A 19,890-nucleotide genomic window follows, 5' to 3' on the forward strand; every position below is an offset into this window, starting at 1 on the left:
TGGGCAGGGGCGAATTCAGCCCTTGACGGCACCGGAGGTCAGGCCCTTCATGAACTGCCGTTGCAGCGCCAGGAAGGCGAGCACCGACGGCAGCAGGGCGAGCAGCGAGGCGGCGAGCAGGACGCCGAGGCCGGCCTGCTCGTCGGTGCGCAGGGTGCGCAGGGCCAGGGGCAGGGTGAACTGGGCGGCGTCGCGGGCCACCAGCAGCGGCAGCATGTACTGGTCCCAGATCATGGTGAAGCCGAAGATGCCGATCACGCCGAGCGCGGGGCGGCACAGCGGCAGCACCACGGTCAGCAGGATCCGCAGGTCACCCGCGCCGTCGATGCGGGCGGCCTCCTCCAGCTCCAGCGGGATGTCCTTCATGAACTCGGTCATCACGAGGATGGAGAAGGCCCACGCGGCGACGGGGATGATCATTCCGGCGAGCGTGCCGATGAGGTTGACGTGCACCACCGGGACGTCGGCGAGGACCAGCGACAGCGGAATGGCCAGGATCTCCTCGGGCAGCATCATGGTGGACAGGATCAGCAGCAGCACCAGCCGCATCCCGGGGAACCGGTGCCGGGCCAGGGCGTACGCGGCGGAGACGCTGACCAGGATCTGCAGCAGCAGGCCGAAGCCCACCACGATGAACGAGTTGAGCAGGTAGCGCAGCACTCCACGGTCGACGGCGGCGGTGAAGTTCGCCAAGGTCAGGTGGCGGGGGAGCAGCGTCAGCCGGCTCGGGTCGGGGACGGGGCTGAACGCTCCGATGAGGATCGCGAGGAGCGGACCGGCGAAGACCATCACCAGGGCGGCGTACAGGAGCACCCGGGCCACCCGGGCGAGCGGGCCGCGCCGGCTGCTGAAGCCCAGTGCCGAGTCGAAGCGGGAGCTCATCGCGTACCCCTGCCGCGCAGCGCCTGGACCGCCAGCGTGAGCACGACGCTCGCGCCGAGCAGCAGCATGGAGCCGGCAGCGGCGACGCCCAGCTCGTTGCGTTCCAGGCCGAGCTTGTAGATGAGGGTCATGAGCACCTCCGTGGAGCCGTTGGGCCCGCCGTTGGTGAGCAGGAAGATCTCGGTGAAGATCCGCAGGCTGCGGATCGCGGCGAGGGTGAGCAGGATGACGAAGACCGGGCGCAGGGCCGGGAACGTGACGTGCCACAGCCGGCGCAGCGGCCCGGCACCGTCGGCGCCGGCGGCCTCGTAGAGGGCGCGGTCGACGCCGGCCAGACCGGCAATGAAGATCATCATGTCGTACGGGGCCTCGCGCCAGATGCCGACCGCCATGACCGACCACAGCGACGTCCCCTCGGCGTTGAGGAATGCGGACGGGCCGGCACCGAAGAAGCCGAGCACCGAGTTCAGCATCCCTTCGGGCGCGGGGTAGTACAGCACCCGCCAGACCTCCGCGACCACCGCGAGCGCGGCCACCGTCGGCAGGAAGACCGCCGTCCGCACGAACCACAGGTGCCGGGCGCTGCCCTCGAGCAGCAGGGCCAGCACCAGCCCCGCGACCAGGGCACCACCGGTCTGCCCGGCGGCGAGGATCGCGGTGTGCTGCACGGCTTCCCGGAACGCCACGTCCGTGACGACGGCGGTGTAGTTGTCCCCGCCGGCCCACCGGTCGCCGAGGTAGGGGCGGACCTCGTGGAAGCTCATGTCGAGGGCCCGCGCCATAGGGACGAACTTGAAGACGGCGAACAACACCAGCGCCGGGAACAGGAACAGCCACGGCAGCACGGGGAACCTGCGCCGGCGCCGGGGACGCGCCGGTGCGCCGGAGGCCGGGGCCTCCGGTCGCGCCGGTGCCGCGCTCAGGGTGGTCACCCCTTGGCCTCTTGCCGGGTGAGCTCGTCGTCGAGGGTACGGGCCAGCTTGTCCATCGCGGCCTTGGTGTCGCTCGCGCAGTCGGCGAAGACGGCGTTGAAGGAGTCGGCCGAGGCCTGCCGCAGCGGTGTCCAGTCCGGGACGGCCGGGGTGTAACGGCCCGAGGACCTGTAGATGTCCTCGAACGTCTTCCACCGGGTGTCCTTGCGGACCGAGGCGAGCTGCACCTTGGCGTTCACCGGCAGGCGCACGATGGTGCCGTCGGTGTCGCCGGCCATGCCCAGCGCCTGGCCGTCGGCGGAGACCGCGTACTCGGCGAACCTGCGCTGACCGTCCTGGTTGGCCGACCCGGCCATCAGGTACAGGTTCTCGCCCTCGGCGAGGGACACCGCCTTGCCGCCGGGACCGGCCGGGAGGGCGACGACCTCGTACTTGTCCTTGCCAAGGCTCTTGTCGAAGCGGCCCATGTTGTACGGCCCGGTGAAGTAGATGCCGCCCTTGCCGCTCTCGAACGCCTGGTGCGCCTGGGTGGTCTCGAGCGTGACGGCACCGGGGACGACGGTCTTGTCGGTGCAGAACTCCTTCTTGAGGTAGTCGATCGCGGCGACCGACTGCGGGGTGTTGACCGCGGCCGTGTACTTGCCGCCGGTGCCGGTGACGAAGTCGCCGCCGGCCGACCAGAGGAAGCTCGTGGCGTACCAGGACGTGTAACCGCGCTTGGTGGAGCCGGGGATGACGAAGCCGTACGTGTCGGCCTTGCCGTCGCCGTCCGGGTCGCCGGTGGTGAACCTGCGGCCGAGGTCCTCGAGCTGCGCCCACGAGGAGGGCAGCGGCGCGCCTATCTTCTCGCGCCAGTCCTTGCGGATGAACAGGGCGAAGGACTGGGCGGAGAAGGGTACGGCGTAGTGCTTGCCGTCGGCGCCCTTGGCGGCGTCCCAGGAGAGCGGGTCGAGGTCGGCGTTGCCGGCGATGCCGCCCCTGTCGACCTCTCGGACCAGCCCCTGCTTGACCAGGGTGCCCAGCTGGGCGGTGTCGTTGATGACGATGTCCGGGAGCTGTTTCTGGGCGGCCGCCTGCTGCAGCTTGGTCTCGAAGTCCTCGAACAGCGCGGTGACCCGGGTGGGGATGCCGCTCGCGGAGGTGAAGCGGGCGGCCAGGGCCTTGGCGGTCTTCTCGGTGGGGGAGCCCGGTGGCTTGCGGATCCAGATCTGCAGAGCTGCCTTCGGATCCTGCTCGACGTCGTCGCCCCCGCACGCCGCGACGGCGCCGGCGAGGAGGGCGAGGGCGAGCAGAGCGCCGACGCGTCGGGGAGCGGTGCGGTCGGGCACGCTTCTGCCTCCTGTCCATATATGTGGATGACATTCGTGGATGTGATTGCGAAGCACCGTCAAGTTAGCGTCCGGTAGCATGGCGGTCAACAGTCATCCACGGCCCAGGCGGAGGCGCGTACCCATGCCCCAGGCAGGCGACCTGTCGCCGGTCAAGTCGGCCGAGCGGACGGTGAAGATCCTCGAGACGCTGGCCGCCTCGCCGACCCGCCTGACGCTGTCGCAGCTGCAGGAGCGCACCGGCTACCCGCGCTCCAGCCTGCACGCGCTGGTGCGCACGCTGCGCGAGCTCAAGTGGGTGGAGACCGACGAGGGCGGCTCGGCGTTCGGGGTGGGCCCGCATGCCCTGCTCTCCGGTACGGCCTATCTGGACCGCGACCCGGCGCTGATGTACGCGTACGAGGCGCTCGAGGACCTGCGTGCCGAGCTGGGCTACACCATCCACTACGCCCGGCGCGACGACGCCCACGTGCTCTACCTGGCCAGCCGCGAGTCGCGCGACTCCGTCCACGTGGTCTCCCGGGTCGGCCGCCGCCTGCCCGCCCACATGACCGCCCTCGGTCAGGCGCTGCTGGCCGACCTCACCACCGACGAGGTCAAGGCGCTGCTGCCGAGCACGCTGGAGAGCTACACGCCGAACACCATCACCGACCTCGACGCGCTGCTCACCGAGCTGGACGCCGTGCGGCAGCGCCGCTGGGCGTTCGAGCGCGAGCAGGGCACCGAGGGCGTGGCCTGCGTGGCGGCCACGGTGGACTACCGCATCCCCGCGACGGACGCGATCTCCTGCTCGATGCCGGCGCGCCTCGCCAAGGGCGCCGAGCTCAAGCGGGTCGCCGCCGCCCTGACCGCGCGCACCCAGGCCCTCGCGGCGACGCTGCGCCGCGAGGGCATCCGCTGACTCACATCCGCTCGCCGATCGGGGTGTCGCACCAGAACCCGCCGATCCGGGAGAGGTTCGGGTCGCCCGTGAAGTCGGGCTCGCCGAGCTCGGCCACGAGCTTGTCCGCGTACGCCTCGGCGTCGTCCTGCGGCAGGTAGCCGATCTCCTCGCCCTCGCGCAGGGACAGCCATCGGCGGGTGTTGCGGCTGATGCCCCAGACCTGCCGGAAGCCCGGCTCCGGCGTGCTCAGCGACGCCTCGACCAGCCGTGCGCAGTCGTCCGGGGACAGCCACATGGCCAGCCCGCGCAGCCCCGGCGGCTCCGGCGCGCACATGCCGATCCGCAGGCAGATCACATCGATGCCGTAGCGGTCGTGGTAGAGGCTGCCGGCCGCCTCGACGGCGACCTTGCTCCAGCCGTAGAGGGTGTCCGGCCGCGCGGGCGCACTCGCCGGCACCTCGTCGGGATGGTCGTCGAGGTGGTGAAAACCGGCCACGTGGTTGGAGGACGCCAGCACGACGCGGCGGATCCCGGTGCGGCGCGCCGCCTCCAGCACGCAGTAGGTCCCGTACGCGTTGAGGCGCAGCACCTCCTCGGCTCCCGCCTCGCGGCTCTGCCCGCCGAAGTGCAGGATCGCGTCCACGCCGGCACACGCCGCCGCGACCGCGTCGAGGTCGTCGATGGAGGCGGTGACGGTCTCCTCCGGACCGGTGCCGGGCAGATCTTCCGGCTCGCGGACGTCCAGCAGGCGCAGAACGCGGTCCGGGCGGGCCAGCCGGGGCCGCAGCAGCGTGCCGACCTTGCCCGAGCCGCCGGTCATCAGGATGCGCTGACGGTGCATCGATCGCCTCACTTCACGAATGGCTATTGATCGATGGCCAGCATATCGTCATCATCCTATTCGTGAACCAAAACCAGCTACATAGTAGCAATCCACATATGTGGACAGCCGCCGATCAGGGTCGGAACCCCTACAGCGGTGAGCCGGTCGGTGCGCCGGTGCCGCACACCACCGACTCCGCGGTGGCGGCCGCGGGCGACGCCGCCGGAGCCGCAGCACGACCGCTGGCTGCCCTGGGCTCGGACCGGCGCGCCGACCTGCTGGACGCTGCGGCCGCAGCCCTCGAGGACCACCGCGACGAGCTGGTCGCGCTCGCCGACGCCGAGACCGGGCTCGGCCCCGGGCGCCTCGGCGGCGAGCTGACCCGCACCAGGGTCGAGCTCGAGCTCTTCGCCGCAGTGATCCGCGAGGGCGCGTTCCACGAAGCGATCATCGACCACGCCGATCCGGCATACGCCCCGGCGCCCCGCCCGGACCTGCGCCGGATGCTGGTCCCGCTGGGCCCGGTCGCCGTGTACGCCGCCAGCAACTTCCCCTTCGCCTTCTCGGTGGCCGGCGGCGACACGGCGAGCGCGCTCGCGGCCGGCTGCCCGGTGGTGGTCAAGGCGCACTCGGGCCACCCCGGCCTCTCCCGGCGTACCGCGGAGGTCGTCGGTGCCGCCCTGCTCGAGGCCGGCGCCCCCCGGGGCACGTTCGCGGTGGTGCACGGCACCGACGCCGGCCGGCAGCTGGTGCGCCACCCCGCCATCCGCGCGGCAGGCTTCACCGGCTCCCTCGGCGGCGGCCGGGCCCTGTACGACCTGGCGAACACCCGCCCGGACCCGATCCCGTTCTACGGCGAGCTGGGCTCGCTCAACCCGGTGGTCATCACGGCGGGGGCGCTGGCAGCCCGGGGCGCCGCGCTGGTCCAGGACTTCGCCGCCTCCCTGACCCTGGGCACCGGCCAGTTCTGCACCAAGCCCGGCCTGGTCCTGCTGCCCGAGGGCCACGGCCTCGACGACGCGCTCGCCGCCGCCGTCGCCGCGGCCCCGCTCGGCCCGCTGCTCAACGACCGCATCCGGCAGGGCTACACCACCGTCTCCGCCGCGCTGGCCCGGGTGCCCGGCGTCCGTCCGATCGTCGCCCCGGTCGCCCCCGCCGGCAGCGGCTACCGGGTGAGCCCCGCCCTGCTCGCCGTCGCCGCGCACGACCTGGCCGAGCGGCCCGGTGACCTGCTCGAGGAATGCTTCGGGCCGGCCGCCCTGCTCATCGAGTACGGCACGGCCGAGGAGCTGACCCGGACGCTCGCGCTGCTCCCCGGATCGCTGACCGCCACCGTGCACGCCGACCCCGGCGCCGAACCGGAGCTGGTCGGCGCGCTGCTGGACGGCTTCGCCGAACGCGCCGGCCGGGTCATCTTCGGCGGCTGGCCCACCGGCGTGGCGGTCACCTGGGCCCAGCAGCACGGCGGTCCCTGGCCCGCGACCACCAACGCGCTGCACACCTCCGTCGGCGCCACCGGGATCCGCCGGTGGCTGCGCCCGGTCGCCTACCAGGACGTACCGGACGCCTTTCTGCCCGCCGCCCTCCAGGACGCCAACCCGCTGCGCATCCCGCGCCGGGTCGACGGCGTTCTGCGCCCGCCCGCCTGACCCCGCCGAGGAGAGCCCGATGCCCCGCTCCCACCGCTACCCGGCCGCCTGCGCCGCGGCCGTGCTGCTGCTGGCCGCCCTGCCGGCCCCGGCCCGCGCCGGCCACGGCGCCGCCCACCGGCCGCCGGACTCGGTGACCACGGTCGCCGCCGGCGTCGCCGCCCGCACCGACCGCCGGCCCACCAACGGCGGCGTGTACGACGCCCGCGCCCACATGACGTTCATCTCCTGGGCCGGCCGGTACGAGGACAACTACGTTCAGGCGTACGACCACCGCACCGGGGTCTGGTCGGCGCCGGTCAAGGTCGCCGACGGCGGCAACGACACGCACAACTACCCGACGCTGATCCAGGCCGCCGACGGCCACCTGCTCGTCTTCCGCGGCATGCACAACCGGGAGCTGTGGTACGCCCGCTCACCGCGGCCGCACTCGATCGAGGGCACCTGGACCGACACCCAGATCCCCGAAGGGCTCGGCGCCACGTACCCCATGGTCTTCCGGGCCGACGACGGCGCGATCTTCGTGTTCGTCCGGGAGACCGCGGGCGACCTCGACGACCGGTACCCGACCGACTTCCGGCCGATGAAGTACGTGCGCTCCACCGACGACGGGCGTACGTGGCAGAGCTCGGAGACGCTCACCGGGCAGCGCTGGGCCATCGCGCCGCAGCTGCGCACCGACAACATGAACGAGGTCTACATCGGACAGCTGCGCCACGAGCCGGCCGTGCCGGGCCGCCCCGAGCGGGTGGGCATCGTCTACACCCTGGCCGGCGGCGGTCCCGAGGGCCACCTGCACGACCGCTACCACCGCAACCTCTACCACGTCTGGTTCAGCCCCCGGGACCTGCACTTCCGTTCGGCCGCCGGCGCTGACCTCGGCGTGGGGGTCGACGACGCCGACCAGGAACGGCACCTGAAGGTCGCGCAGACCGAGCTGCAGGCCACCAACCCGCGGTCCCCGGACTACATCCAGCTCGTCGGCTCGACCAACGGCGGGCTCACCCCGTTCGTGGTGTGGATGCAGCTCGACGCCGCCGGGGCGGTGCACACGTACACGGCGTCGCGTACCCCTTCCGGCTGGCAGCGCAGAGAGGTGGCCTCCGGCATCCGGGTCCGCGACATGGAGCGGGTCGGCCCGCTCACCTGGCGGGTGTACGCCACCAGCACCGACCCCGCGGTCACGGCGGTCTCCACCCACCTGCTGCAGGCCGGCGTCCGGTGGCGCGACGAGACGACGATCGCGGTCGCGCGGCCGGTGCAGCGGATCGAGGTCGTCGACGGCTACCGGGACCCGGCCCGGCTAATCCTCAGCGGTGCCAGCAGCGCCCGCCCCGCCGACGTGGCCGACGGCGACATCTCGGTGGCCGGTCGCTGACCCCGGCTACCGTGTCCGCCATGATGAGCTTCCCGGTCGACGACGTGGCCCCCGCGATGGAGGCCCTCCCGACGGTGCCGCTCGGCGAGCTGGTCGAGGACGCGCTGGTGGTCGGCGGTGACCCGGCCCTGCGCGTCCTCGCGTCCGACGGCGTGCACCCCTTGCTGAGCGCGGTGGCCCGGGCGTTCGCCGACCACCGGCCGCTCGTGCTCTCCCCGGACGCGGTGTGGCTGACGATCGCGCAGGGCGTCGCCCAGCACGTCCGCCTGCACGCCGAGGAGCTGCGGCCGCGGCTGGTGGCGCACTCGGGCCGCAAACGCCTCGAGGTGGTCCACGACGGGCCGCTGCCTCGCGACGCCGCATCCTGGGAGGCGATCGCCGGGTCGTTCGGCAAGCTGCTCGCCGGCGAGATCACCGACGCCGGGTTGTTCGAGTGCGACTTCTCCACGAGTACGGACGTCGAGCGGGTCGCGGGGCGCATCGTGATGCTGGACGCGTACTCGCCGTACTTCTCGTTCTGGCTGACCTGTGTGTGCGGGATCCCCTCGGTGACCCTGACCGGCACGGTGGCGGACTGGCGGGCGATCCGCGAGCGGGTGGACGCGCTGGAGAAGTTCGGGCTGGAGGTGTGGCGCCGGTCCCTGGTGCCGATCGCCGACCAGTTCGTCCGCGCCGCGGCCGGCGACGTCGACACCGCGTTCTGGCAGCGCATCTACAACCCGCAGGACGCGTACGGCGGAGACGTGATCACCGGGTGGGCGGCGCGGCTGTACCCGTACCTGAAGGGGGACGCCGGCCTCGACCGGCCGAACCCGCTGCTGGAGCTGCCGATCGACGGACCCCGCGGGCCGGCCTCCGGTCCGATGGGCTACGCCGGGCCGGGGGTCCGCAGCGACTCCGTGCCGGCAGTCCTGTCCCGGGTGGTCGTCCACGTCGCCGATCTCGTCGGGCGGGACACCCGCTCGGTCGCCCTGCACGGCGGCCTCGTCGCCGTCGCCCAGGACGACGACGGCGCCCTGCGGCCGGTCGCCGGATGGCACGTGGCGCCGGCGGACCCTGACATGAGCGACCTCGTCGACCGGATCGTCCGCGACCATCACGCCACCCCGCCGACGGACGACCACCCGTGGTACGCCACCGCCGACCTCGTCGCGCTCTACCGCGGGATCGGGTCCGCGACCCTGTTCGGCGGCGGCTGGCGGATCCGGCCGGTCGCCGGGCACGTCCAGGTGCTCCGGAACGGCGGCCGCCTGCCGATCTTCACGATCGCCGACCTGGCGGACGGCCGCAGCCTCGGCGCGGCCGTCGACCACACCACCGAGACGCTGCACTGGGTCACGTGCCGGGTGGACGAGAGCGGCGCCTCCGACCCGGACGACCCCGTCCGGCGCCTGCTCGACGATCCCGCCGACGTCCCGGTCCACGGCACGTCCCTGGCGAGGCTGCTCGCCGCCGCCCTCGACAACGAGGGTGACATCACGGCGCTGTGCGTCGGCCGGCTGGACGAGCTGGATGCACTGACGGCCGGGCATTCCTAGGAAAGGGCCCGGCGGTGATACTGAGCGGATGTCGCGTTACACCGCTCTCCTGCAACGTCTCGGTGACCAGCGCTGGTTCGCCGCCCTCGGCCGCCGGCTGGCCGGGCTGGACGGCCGGATCCACCGGCTGAGCCGGGGGCGGTGGTCCGTCCTGGGCCGGCACCAGCTGCCCACGCTGCTCATCACCACGACCGGCCGGAAGTCCGGGCAGGCGCGCACGCAGCCGTTGCTCTATGCGGCCGACGGGGACGGGTACGTGGTGGTCGGTTCCAACTGGGGCCAGGCGCACCACCCCGCCTGGTCGGCGAACCTGCTGGCGAACCCGGCCGCCCGGGTGACCGTCGGCGATCGCGAGTTCGCCGTCCGCGCCACCCTGGCGACCGGCGAGGAGCGCGACCGGCTCTGGCAGCTGGCCCGGCGGATCTGGCCGGGCTACGACGCGTACGCCGAGCGCGCCGAGGGCCGGCAGATCAGGATCTTCCGTCTGGTACCCGAGCACTGACCCGGAGGCGTCGATGGAGCTCGAGGAGCAGTTGTTCGACCTGTGGCGGGTGCCCCCGTCGCGGCACGACGATCCGCTCGGCGCGTTCGGCCGGCTCTACACCGACCCGGTGGTGGTCAACGACGTGCCGCTGGCGGTCGCCGACCTGGTCGCGCGGGCGGCCGCCCTGCACGCCGCGTTCACCGAGCACGAGATCGAGATCGTCGACCGGGTCGCCGCGCCGGGCAAGCTCACCGTCGCGTTCCGGCACAGCGCACGGCACACGGGCGTGTGGCGTACGCCCCTGGGCGAGCTGGCCCCGACCGGGCGTACGGTCAGCGGCCTGGGCATCGACGTCCTCACCCTGGACGCCGCCGGCCGGATCGAGCGGATCTGGGTCCTCGCCGACGAGCTGCAGCGGATCCTGCAGGTCCGGGAGCCGTGACGGGCGGCGTGCCGCGCCCCTCGCCGGCGGTGGATGGGCGAAGATCTCGAGGTGTTTGCGGATGAAGAGCTCGACACCTCCCGGCTGACGTCCCGGCAGCGGGCGGTGCTGACCGCCATCCGGGACTGGGCGGTCCGGTACGGCTACCCGCCGTCCACCCGCGAGATCGCCGACGCGGTCGGGCTGGCGTCGACGTCGTCGGTCAGCCGGCACCTGCGGGCCCTCGAGGACCTCGGTTTCCTGCGTCGCGGCCGGACGGCGACCCGCCAGCTCGACGTGCGCCTGTTCCTGGGCAGCGAGACCGGCACCCGGCGCGACCCGGCGACCGTCGGGGTGCCGGTGGTCGGGGTCATCGCCGCGGGCAGTCCCATCCTGGCCGAGGAGACGGCCGAGGAGACCCTTCAGCTGCCCCGCGACCTGGTCGGCCGGGGCACCCTGTTCTGCCTGCGGGTGCGGGGTGACTCCATGGTCGACGCCGCGATCTGCGACGGCGACATCGTGGTGGTCCGGCAGCAGTCCGAGGCGTACAACGGGGACATCGTGGCCGCGATGATCGACGAGGAGGCCACCGTCAAGGTGTACCGCCGCCGGTCGGGTCACGTCCTGCTGGAGCCGCGCAACCCCGCCTACGAGCCGATCGACGGTGACCGGGCGGTCGTGCTGGGCAAGGTCGTCTCGGTCCTGCGCCGCGTCTAGGGTGCGCCCGCCGGGCGGGCTCCGACGAGTCCCGCCTCGGCCAGCCGGGCGGCGGCGGCCGCGCGCCGGGAGACGCCGAGTTTCGCGTACGCGCGTCCGACGTGGATGGACACCGTGCCGGGGCTGAGGAACAGCCGGCGTGCGATCTCCTTGTTGGTCAGGCCTTCGGCGACCAGCGTGACGATCTCGGTCTCCCGGACGGTCAGGGCCGCGATGCCGGCCGATCCCTCGCTCGCGGCCCCGGCCGTCTCCTGTCGTTGCCGGGACCGCGCCGCCCCGAGCGGGTCGCCGGCCCGGGCCAGCAGTTCGGCGGCGTGCCGAGCGGCGGCGGCGGAGGCGCCGGGGTCGGTGCCGAGCAGGGAGTCGCTCAGGGCGAGCTCGGCGTACCCCTGGACGCGGAGTCCCGGCGTGCGGTCCGCGAGCCGCTGAGCCGACGCCGCGCACACCGCGGCCGCCGCGGGGAGCCGGCGGTCGGCGCACGTCGTGGCGGCCAGCTGCAGCCACCGGACCCGCACCAGCGGATCGCTGCCGGACGCGTCCAGGGCCAGGCTCAGACGGTCGGCGGTGGCCGGGTCGTCGACGAACCGGCGCCACGCCTGCAGCGTGATGCCGTCGCCGGTCAGCCGCCGGGCCGCCATGCGGTCGTGTTCCTGAGCCTGCGCGGCGAACCGTGCCGCGGCGGCGTCGCCCTGCCACAGGTGCAGCCAGGAGCGGCTCGCCGCCGCCTCGGCGCGTCTCGCCGGGCTGCCGCTGCGCCGGGCGGCGTCGTCGGCCCGGTCGAGGCTGTCGGCGGCGCCGGCCAGGTCGCCGGCCAGCACCCGGGCACGCCCGGTGATCCCGTGCAGGGTGGCGAGGGCGTCGTGCCGGCCCGCCGCGCGAGCGATCGTCAGCAGGCGTGCGGTGTGCCGCCGCGCGGCGCCGAGACGCTCGGCCGCCAGCTCCGCCTCCGCGAGCAGGCCGGCCGGGTCGAGGACGGCGACCAGCTCGTCGTCGGGCATCGCGTCGACGAGGTCCGCCGCCTCGTCGAGGGCGTCCTGGTTGTCGGCGCCGCCGGTGAGGCGGCCCGCCAGGTACCGGACGGCCGTGGCGGCGACGCGAAGCCCGGCGGCCTTCGGCGCCTGCCTCAGGACCACAGTGGACCAGTGGAGAGCCGCCTCCCCGTCGCCGCGCAGAAGCGCGCCGCAGGCCAGGGCTGTCGCCGGCGCGGTGCCCGGGGTGGGGAACTCGCGGCGGAGCAGGGCGTCGGCCTCGGCGTGCCGGCCCAGGAGCTGTTCGGTACGCGCGGCGAGCACCACGGCCGGCTCCCGGCGTACGGGGTCGGCGACCGGCAGCTCGGCCAGCATCCGATGCAGGTGGGTGCGGCTCTCCTTCAGGCGGCCGGCGAGACCGAGCGCCCGCGCGCAATCCAGCCGCAGGGCGGCACGCCGGTCGGCGGTTCCCGGTTCGTCGGGCAGCAGCCGCAGCGCCGCGCTCAGCCAGCGGGCCGCGTCGGCCGGTGACCGGTACACGGCGTCGCGGGCCGCCCGGCCGAGCGTCCCGGCGGCCTCCTCGTCACCCGGCGCGGCGCACACCTCGAGGTGCCGGGCCCGCGCGGCGGCGCTCGCCCCGCGTACCCGCAGGGCCCGGTCGGCCCGGGCGTGCGCGGCTACGCGCCACCCCGCCGGCGCGGACTCGTACGCGACGGCCCGCACCACCGGGTGGCGGAACCGGAAGCCCGGGCCGTCGGCGGCGCGCAGCACATCCGCGGCCGTGAGCCGGTCCAACGCCCGGTGCACGGCCTGCGGCTCGCACTCCGCGACGGCGGCGATGAGTTCCGGATCGGCCGGGTCGCCGGCGACCGCGGCGGCGCGCACGACCAGCCGCTCGAGCGCCGGGCCGGCGAGCAGCTCGGGCAGCAGCACGGCACGGACGCGCTCGGGCACCGGCGTACCCGCGGCACCCAGCAGGTAGAGCGGGTTGCCCTCGGCCGCCTCGACCAGCTCGGGTTGGCGCCGGGCCGCGGGCAGCAGGCCGGTCGCCTCCTCGGCGGTCAGCGGCCCGAGGGTGATCCGCTGCGCCACCCCGGCGGCCACGGCGGTCGCCAGCGCGGCGGCAGACGTGCCGGTGAGCTGCCGGGGCCGGTGGGTCAGCAGGAGCAGCACGGGACCGGCCGGCGGGTTGCGCAGCACGCCGGCGATGAGCTCGGCGACGGCCGGTCCTGCCGCGTGCACGTCGTCCACGACCAGCACGCGCGGCGTACCGGGCCGGGAGCTCAGCGCCGCCGCCGACTCGTCGTCGCCGGCCCGGCAGAGCTGCACTCGCCACCCGGCGCGCGCCGCGTGCCGGGCGAAGGCCGCCACCAATGTGGACTTGCCCATCCCCGGATCGCCCGCGATCTCGATGACCGACCAGCGCCCGCCGCCGCCCCGCGCCAATGCCCGGCGCAGCGTGTCCATCTCGGTCTGCCGCATCGTCGCCCTCCCCGCCGGACCGCCGGCGCGGCCCGCGGATCAAGCTGTCAGACCGGCCACCCGGACACATCCGTGCGTACGCGTATCCACGGCACGTACGTAGGCGTTCGCGGCTCCCCGGCTACGGCCGCTCATTGCCGGGCGAAGTCGGCGCCCAGCAGCTCCCGCAACCGGGCCAGCGCACGCATGCTCCGCATCTTCACCACCGAGGCCGAGACGCCGAGAATCTCGGCGACCGTGTCGACGCTGTGGTCCTCCCAGTGCCGCAGCACCACGATGGCCTGGTCCCGGACCGGCAGGGCGGCCAGCGCCTGCAGCAACGTGACGTGCAGGTCCGCGTCGGCTGCGACCGGCGGCCCGGACCGGTCGGGCACGTCCGCGAGGACGACCTCGGCGTCGCTGCGACGTCTGCGCTGGTCGAAGACCGCGTTCATCAGGACCCGGCGGCTGTACGCCTCCAGGTTCGCCGTGCGCCAGATCCGGCCCCAGGACGCGTACATCTTCGCCAGGGTCAGCTGCGTGAGGTCCTGGGCCAGGTGCCAGTCGCGGCACATCAGATACGCCGTACGCCGCAACCGGGGCGTGACGGCCGCGACGAACGCGGCGAACTCCTCGTCCCGGGCCGCCCGGTCACGCCGCCACGAGACAGTCCAGCCTCCCTCGGAAGACACGCTGTCGGTCACCTGCCCGCCTCCGGGCAGACGCTGCCGACGAGGTCCGCCACACCGGCACGGTCGCGGAACCTCGCGGCGAAAGCCGGGTATTCGGACGGCTCGGCCAGTGCCATCCGGAACGACTCCGGCACGGAGTCGGGGGAGAGCGCGGCCACGAAGTCCGGACTGTCCGCCCAGAGGCGCTTGAACCGGGCGAACGCCTCCTCGCGGCTCTCGAACCGCAGGTCCCGCACCAGCGGATCCGCCTGCAACGCGGTCAGCAGACCGGACCGCTGCGACGCCGTGATGTCTCGGGCCAGGAAGACCGAGACGTCGGAAGCGCGGTCCCGCGCCGGTGACGTGCACCTCGGGTCCGCCGGAGCCATCATCGCCTGGGCGGCCGACGTCGGGGGCAGTGGTGCGGCGGGCGCCACGCTCACGTTCACCGCGACCGCCGCGGCGACGACCGCCGCGGCCGCCGCGCCTCCCGCCAGCAGGCCGCGCCGGCGGCGGATCCGCCGGCCCTGTGCCATGGCTGTCCGGGCGGGGTCGCCCGGCGGCGGTACGGGCTCGTCATCGAGGGCCCGTTCGAACAGGGCTCGCAGGTTCTGCTCCACAGCACGTTCTCCTGATGTCCGGTGCGCGCTTCCTTCCTTCATGACGTGGTGGGACCCGGGATCGGTCACACCGCTCAGCGGGCCAGCAGGCTCACCGCGGCGGCCCGGGTGGCGACGCCGAGCTTGGTGTAGATCCGCGACACGTGCGTCTCGACCGTCCGTACGCTCAGGAAGAGCCGCCCGGCGATCTCGGCGTTGGACAGGCCGGCGGCGATCAGCTCCGCGATCTCGGCCTCCCGCCGGGTCAGCAGCGACGCGCCGCCCCCGGCCGCCGGTGCTTCGGGGCGCAGCCGCCGGGCGAGCCGCCGGACCGCCGCGTCGAGGTCGGCCGAGTCGGTGCGGCCGACGACCTCCTCGGCGCGGGCCAGAGCCGTCAGGGCGGCCGCCTCGTCACCGATCCGCAGGCGCAGGCCGGCGGCGCTGATCCACGCCTTCCCGGCCATGAGGAGCAGCTCGGCCTCGGTGAGCAGGGCCGCGGACTCCTCGGCGACCTCCGCCGCGCGGGCGGGCTCGTCGGCGGCGACGGGGAAGACGCTCGCCAGCAGGGCGAGACCGTGCCCGAGCCGGTGCCGGGGGTCGGCGACGCGCGCGGCCAGGTCCGCCCAGTGCCGCGCGGAGTCCAGGTCGCCCAGCTTCACCGCGATCTCGCTGAGCACCGTGCAGGCGATCAGGCGGTTGTGCGGGTACAGGGCCGACAGCTCGGGGCCGCCGCCGGCCGCCACCAGGTCGGCCACGCCCCGCCGGGTGTCGTCGGCGGCGATCCGGCTGAACGCCAGCATCGCCCGGGCGGTGGCGAGCCAGCCGCGGCTCTCCTCCGCCGCGGCCACCGCCTGCTCACCGGTGGCGATCGCGGCCGCGTACTCACCGGCGCAGCGGTGCAGCCACGTCTGGGTCAGCAGCGCCAGCGCGAGCGGCTCGGCCGCGGACAGCAGCCGGGCGATGCCGGTGGCCTCCTCGGCGGCCCGCATCGCGTCGCCGATGCGGCCCAGCCGGGCCTGCATGAGCGCCTGCATGGCCAGCAGGTAGGGCAGCACGAAGCTGTGTCCCACCTGCACCGCCACCCGCCGGCAGCGCAGGAGCCGGCGCAGCGAGTCGCGCGGCCCCTCGATCTCCAGCCCGACCCAGCACAGCCAGGCGAAGAGGTCCAGCTGGCGGGCGACGTCGCGGTCGTCGAGGGTGTCCAGCAGCGCCGCCGCCGACTGCGGCCGCTCGTCCGCGCGCTCCGCCGGCCCGGCCGCGTAGCCGGCGATCGGCCGCATGGCTCGCGCGATGCAGGCCGCCGGGCTGCCCGGGACGAGCGCGATGACCTGGCGCAGGCGCTCGTCGGCCTCGTGGAGCTGGCCGCGCATCAGCGCGTAGGTCGCGATCTGCAGCAGCACGTCGGAGTTGTCGGCGCCGGGCCGGCGCTCCAGCTCGGCGGTGAGCAGCGCCTGCGCCTCCTCGTGGCGGCCGAGCAGCCGGATCATGACGCCGGTGAACGCCACGGCGCCGGGCCGGGCGGGGTGGCCGGCGGGCAGCAGCTCGTCGAGCACCACGGCCATGGTCCGGCGCGCCTCGGCGAGGCAGCCGCTCGCCGCCTGCCGCTCGGCCAGATAGGTGACCAGCTCGGCGCGGTCCGGCAGGCCGGCGAGGGCGGTGTCGCCGGGCAGCAGCCGCAGCGCGGTCTGCGTCCACTCGGCCGCCGTGGCGGGAGCCTGCGCGCCGACCGCCCGGGCCGCCGAGACCAGGGTGAGGGCCGCGCCCATGTCGCCGCTGGCCGCCGACCGGGCGACGTGGTGGGCCCGGGCCCGCGGCGGCGCACCCACCCGCTCCAGGTAGGCGGCGGCCCGTGCGTGTGCGCCCAGGCGCCATCCGGCGGCGGTGGAGGCGTACACGACGTGCCGCACCAGCGGATGCCGGAACCGGAACCGGCCGGTGCCGCTCACGACGTGCACGAGGTCGCGGCTCACCAGCTCGTCGAGGCAGCGCAGCACGGCCGGCATCGGCAGCTCGGCGACCTCGGCGAGCAGGACCGGCTCGCACTCGTCACCGGCGACGGCCGCGGCGGAGGCCAGCAGGCGGCTGTCCGGTCCGACGGTTTCCCACTCCGCGCCGAGCGCGGCACGGACCTCCGCGGGCAGGGCTGCGAGCGCGGGGTTCAGGTCGTCATCGGTACGCGCGGAGCCGGCCGCCGTCGTACCGCAGCGGCGCAACGCGTCCAGATACAGCGGGTTGCCGCCGCTGAGCCGGAACAGGTACGCCGCGTCGCGCGGGTCGGCGCCGGGGCCGAGCAGATGGTTCACATCGGCCTCCCTCAGCGGCGCCAGGACGAGCCGGTGGTGGACCCGGCCCGTGGTGTGGTCGGTGGCGAGCGCGGCGGCCAGCCGGGCGGGCGCCTGCGCCGGCCGGTAGGCGAGCGCGAGCAGCACCGGGCCCGCGGGCGGGCGGCGCAGCAGATAGTCGATGAGATCGGTGGTGGCGGGGTCGCACCAGTGCACGTCGTCGAGGATCAGCACCAGCCCGTCCGGCTCGGCGATGATCTCCAGCAGGCGGCGCAGCGCCCGCAGCGACCGGTAGCGTTCGGCCGCCCCGCCCGGTGACGCCGGCGCCGCGGCCGGCCCGGTGCGCAGGCCGTCGAGGATCTCGCCGAGCCAGCCCACGTCGTCACCGGTCAGCCGCTCCCGCAGGCTCTCGCCGTGCCGGCGGACGTGGTCGTCGAGCGCCTCGGTGAGCAACGCGTACGGGATCTCGGACTCGAACTCGGTGGCCCGGCCCGTGAGGGTAAGCAGCTTGCGGTCGCGCGCGTACCCGGCCAGCTCGGCGAGCAGCCGCGTCTTGCCGATGCCCGGCTCGCCGACCACCTCCAGGACCTGGGCACCGTCGCCCACGCACTCCAGTGCGTCGGTGGCGGTCCGCCACTCGGCGTCCCGGCCGATCATGCTCTGCACCCCGGCGGCCCCTTCCCGAGTTCCACGGGCCGCCATTGTTGCAGCACCTGACCACGGGCAGAAGTCCGGCATCGACCGGAATCACTGCACGGACGCCCGGGCACGTCCCGGCAGCGTTCCGCTTGGTGTTTCCCATACGGGGAAAGCTAGTGAAAGGGGGCCCCGGCGGGGATAGGGCGAATGACATATTCGAGGGGAGCGGAGCGGCATGACGGACCGTACGGTGTCGGATCTGGTGGTGGAACGCCTCACGGCGTGGGGCGTCGACCGGGTGTTCGGGTATTCCGGCGACGGGATCGACGCGGTGATGGGCGCGCTGCGCCGGGCCGGGAAGCCGGAGTTCGTCCAGGCCCGCCACGAGGAGGCGGCGGCGTTCATGGCGGTCGGCCACGCCAAGTACGCCGGTGGCGCCGGCGTCTGCCTCTCCACCCAGGGCCCCGGCGCGGTGCATCTGCTCAACGGCCTCTACGACGCCAAGCTCGACGGCAAGCCGGTGGTCGCGATCGTCGGCCAGCAGGCCTCGACGGTGCTGGGCAGCGCGTACCAGCAGGAGATCGACCTGGTGCGCCTCTTCGGTGACGTGTGCGCACAGTTCGTGCAGGCGGCGCACACCCCGGAGCAGCTGCCGATGCTCGTCGACCGCGCGTTCCGCACCGCCCTGGCGACGCGCAGCCCCACCTGTGTGATCCTGCCGCACGACGTGCAGACCGCACCCGCCCCGGACCCGGAGACGCACCGCCACGGCGTGATGATGACCAGCCCGGGGCTGCGCCCGGCGCGGATCGTCCCGCACGAGGAGGACCTGCGGGCGGCGGCCGAGGTCCTCGCGGCGGGGGAGCGCGTGGCGATCATGGTCGGGCAGGGCGCGTACGGCGCCGCGGACGAGATCGTGGAGCTGGCCGACCGGCTGGGTGCGGGGATCACCACGTCGTTGCTCGGCAAGCCGGTGCTCGACGAGGGGCTGCCGTTCCACACCGGAGTGATGGGGCACCTCGGCACCACCGCCAGCGCCGAGCTGATGCGCGGCTGCGACACACTGCTGCTGGTGGGCACCAACGACCCGTGGACGGAGTTCTACCCGGCGCCGGGCCAGGCCCGCGCGGTGCAGATCGACATCGACGGGCGGCAGCTCGGCGTGCGCTACCCGGTGGAGGTGCCGCTGGTGGGGGACGCCGCGGAGACCGTACGCGCGCTGCTCGCCATGGTGCCGCCGCGTACCGACCGGTCCTGGCGCGACCGGGTCGAGGGCTGGGTCCGCCGCTGGCACGAGCTCGCTCAGGCGCGCGCGGCCGCCCCCGCCGAGCCGATGAACCCCCAGCACGTCGTCCGTACCCTCACCGGCCAGGTGCCGGCCCGGGCCCGCATCGCGGTCGACGTCGGCTCGGTCGTCTACTGGTACGCCCGCCACCTGCGCCTGCCGCAGGGCGTCCCGGCGCACCTGTCCAGCACCCTCGCCTCGATGGGCTGCGGTCTGCCGTACGGTCTCGCGGCGAAGCTGTCGGCGCCCGACCGGCCGGTCCTGGTCCTCACCGGCGACGGCGCGATGCAGATGACCGGCCTGGCGGAGCTGGTGACCGTCGCGGCCCGCTGGCGCGACTGGGCCGACCCGCACTTCGTGATCTGCGTGCTGAACAACCGGGATCTCGGCGAGGTGAGCTGGGAGCAACGGGAGATGGAGGGTGAGCCGCGCTTCGCCACCTCGCAGCAGCTCCCGGAGGTCCCGTACGCCGACTACGCCGAGCTGCTCGGGCTCCGGGGTCTGCGCGTGTCGGATCCCGGTGAGATGGCCGCCGCCTGGGAGACCGCCCTGACCGCGGACCGCCCGGTCGTCATCGACGCGGTCGTCGACCCGGCCGTGCCGCTGCTGCCACCCGCCCAGCCGTACGAGAAGGTGCAGGGCATGTACGCCGGCCTCGCCGCCGAGGACGGCGACCTGGCCCGCCGCGCCGAGGCGTACCTGCGGCGCGAGCGGGCCGGTGAGGGCTACGACGATCCGGCCTAGGCAGTGTCGCCAAAGGGTCATAGCCATTGCAGCAACGCGGCGATGGTGACGGTGGCCTGGAACGACGTGCTGGTCTTGTCGTATCGGGTGGCCAGGCTGCGGCACTGCTTAAGTCGGTTGAAGCAGCGTTCGACCACATTGCGGTGCCGGTAGATGGCCTTGTTGAACGCTGGCGGCCGCCCGCCGCGCGAGCCGCGCCGTTGTCG

Annotated in this window: 17 protein-coding genes; 8 read left to right on the top strand and 9 right to left on the bottom strand. The window is 74.2% G+C overall.

The genetic code is table 11. The features are described from left to right. Positions 1-15: 15 nt before the first annotated feature. The 3 genes from AB0J80_RS34000 to AB0J80_RS34010 are packed head-to-tail and all read right to left on the bottom strand — an operon-like array spanning position 16 to position 3,142. On the bottom strand, positions 16-882 hold the full coding sequence (locus AB0J80_RS34000; RefSeq protein WP_364713378.1) for a carbohydrate ABC transporter permease: 867 nt from the start codon (positions 880-882) through the stop codon (positions 16-18). Then, positions 879-1,814 (bottom strand): sugar ABC transporter permease, encoded by a 936-nt coding sequence (locus tag AB0J80_RS34005; protein WP_364713380.1) that lies wholly within the window; start codon positions 1,812-1,814, stop codon positions 879-881. Before AB0J80_RS34005 ends, AB0J80_RS34000 begins: the two co-directional genes overlap by 4 nt. Next, positions 1,811-3,142, bottom strand: coding sequence for a sugar ABC transporter substrate-binding protein (locus AB0J80_RS34010; protein WP_364713382.1), 1,332 nt, complete (start codon positions 3,140-3,142; stop codon positions 1,811-1,813). Before AB0J80_RS34010 ends, AB0J80_RS34005 begins: the two co-directional genes overlap by 4 nt. A gap of 124 nt (positions 3,143-3,266) precedes the next feature. Between AB0J80_RS34010 and AB0J80_RS34015 the strand changes: the two genes are divergently transcribed. Further along, positions 3,267-4,043, top strand: coding sequence for an IclR family transcriptional regulator (locus AB0J80_RS34015; protein ID WP_364713384.1), 777 nt, complete (start codon positions 3,267-3,269; stop codon positions 4,041-4,043). 1 nt (position 4,044) lies between these two features. Here the strand turns inward: AB0J80_RS34015 and AB0J80_RS34020 are convergent, their stop codons facing one another. Next, positions 4,045-4,866: an NAD(P)-dependent oxidoreductase gene (locus tag AB0J80_RS34020; RefSeq protein ID WP_364713386.1), complete on the bottom strand. Its 822-nt coding sequence runs from the start codon at positions 4,864-4,866 to the stop codon at positions 4,045-4,047. Between the two features lie 98 nt (positions 4,867-4,964). Between AB0J80_RS34020 and AB0J80_RS34025 the strand changes: the two genes are divergently transcribed. The 6 genes from AB0J80_RS34025 to lexA are packed head-to-tail and all read left to right on the top strand — an operon-like array spanning position 4,965 to position 11,035. Further along, on the top strand, positions 4,965-6,497 hold the full coding sequence (locus tag AB0J80_RS34025) for an aldehyde dehydrogenase (NADP(+)) (protein WP_364713388.1): 1,533 nt from the start codon (positions 4,965-4,967) through the stop codon (positions 6,495-6,497). Positions 6,498-6,516: 19 nt separating this feature from the next. Next, a complete protein-coding gene (locus AB0J80_RS34030) occupies positions 6,517-7,875 on the top strand; it encodes a BNR-4 repeat-containing protein (RefSeq protein ID WP_364713390.1) in 1,359 nt (452 codons plus the stop codon). 20 nt (positions 7,876-7,895) lie between these two features. Next, entirely contained in the window at positions 7,896-9,413 is a 1,518-nt protein-coding gene (locus AB0J80_RS34035; RefSeq protein WP_364713392.1) for a DUF4419 domain-containing protein, read from the top strand. A gap of 28 nt (positions 9,414-9,441) precedes the next feature. Further along, entirely contained in the window at positions 9,442-9,915 is a 474-nt protein-coding gene (locus AB0J80_RS34040; RefSeq protein ID WP_364713394.1) for a nitroreductase family deazaflavin-dependent oxidoreductase, read from the top strand. Between the two features lie 13 nt (positions 9,916-9,928). Beyond that, positions 9,929-10,339: an ester cyclase gene (locus AB0J80_RS34045; RefSeq protein ID WP_364713396.1), complete on the top strand. Its 411-nt coding sequence runs from the start codon at positions 9,929-9,931 to the stop codon at positions 10,337-10,339. Positions 10,340-10,372: 33 nt separating this feature from the next. Then, the gene (gene lexA / locus AB0J80_RS34050) at positions 10,373-11,035 is read left to right on the top strand and encodes a transcriptional repressor LexA (protein ID WP_364713398.1); all 663 of its coding nucleotides are present in this window, start codon (positions 10,373-10,375) and stop codon (positions 11,033-11,035) included. On the opposite strand, the gene AB0J80_RS34055 is transcribed toward lexA, so the two are convergent. The 4 genes from AB0J80_RS34055 to AB0J80_RS34070 form a co-directional block, all read right to left on the bottom strand. Next, positions 11,032-13,485 (bottom strand): LuxR C-terminal-related transcriptional regulator, encoded by a 2,454-nt coding sequence (locus AB0J80_RS34055; protein WP_364713400.1) that lies wholly within the window; start codon positions 13,483-13,485, stop codon positions 11,032-11,034. The genes lexA and AB0J80_RS34055 overlap by 4 nt on opposite strands. A 131-nt stretch (positions 13,486-13,616) precedes the next feature. After that, complete coding sequence (locus tag AB0J80_RS34060; protein ID WP_364713402.1) at positions 13,617-14,156, bottom strand: SigE family RNA polymerase sigma factor; 540 nt, start codon at positions 14,154-14,156, stop codon at positions 13,617-13,619. An 8-nt stretch (positions 14,157-14,164) separates the two neighbouring features. Further along, positions 14,165-14,755 carry a permease-like cell division protein FtsX gene (locus tag AB0J80_RS34065; RefSeq protein ID WP_364713404.1) on the bottom strand — a complete coding sequence of 197 codons (591 nt, stop codon included), beginning with the start codon at positions 14,753-14,755 and terminating at the stop codon, positions 14,165-14,167. 74 nt (positions 14,756-14,829) lie between these two features. Beyond that, positions 14,830-17,673, bottom strand: a complete 2,844-nt coding sequence (locus AB0J80_RS34070) for an AAA family ATPase (protein WP_364713406.1) — start codon at positions 17,671-17,673, stop codon at positions 14,830-14,832. Between the two features lie 217 nt (positions 17,674-17,890). Between AB0J80_RS34070 and AB0J80_RS34075 the strand changes: the two genes are divergently transcribed. Next, a complete protein-coding gene (locus tag AB0J80_RS34075; RefSeq protein ID WP_364713408.1) occupies positions 17,891-19,684 on the top strand; it encodes a thiamine pyrophosphate-requiring protein in 1,794 nt (597 codons plus the stop codon). A gap of 17 nt (positions 19,685-19,701) precedes the next feature. Here the strand turns inward: AB0J80_RS34075 and AB0J80_RS34080 are convergent. Continuing rightward, positions 19,702-19,890 (bottom strand): transposase (locus AB0J80_RS34080; RefSeq protein ID WP_364713410.1); only part of this gene is annotated, 189 nt, incomplete at its 5' end.

It is taken from the genome of Actinoplanes sp. NPDC049548, assembly GCF_040676695.1.
In the GTDB taxonomy this organism is placed as follows: domain Bacteria; phylum Actinomycetota; class Actinomycetes; order Mycobacteriales; family Micromonosporaceae; genus Actinoplanes.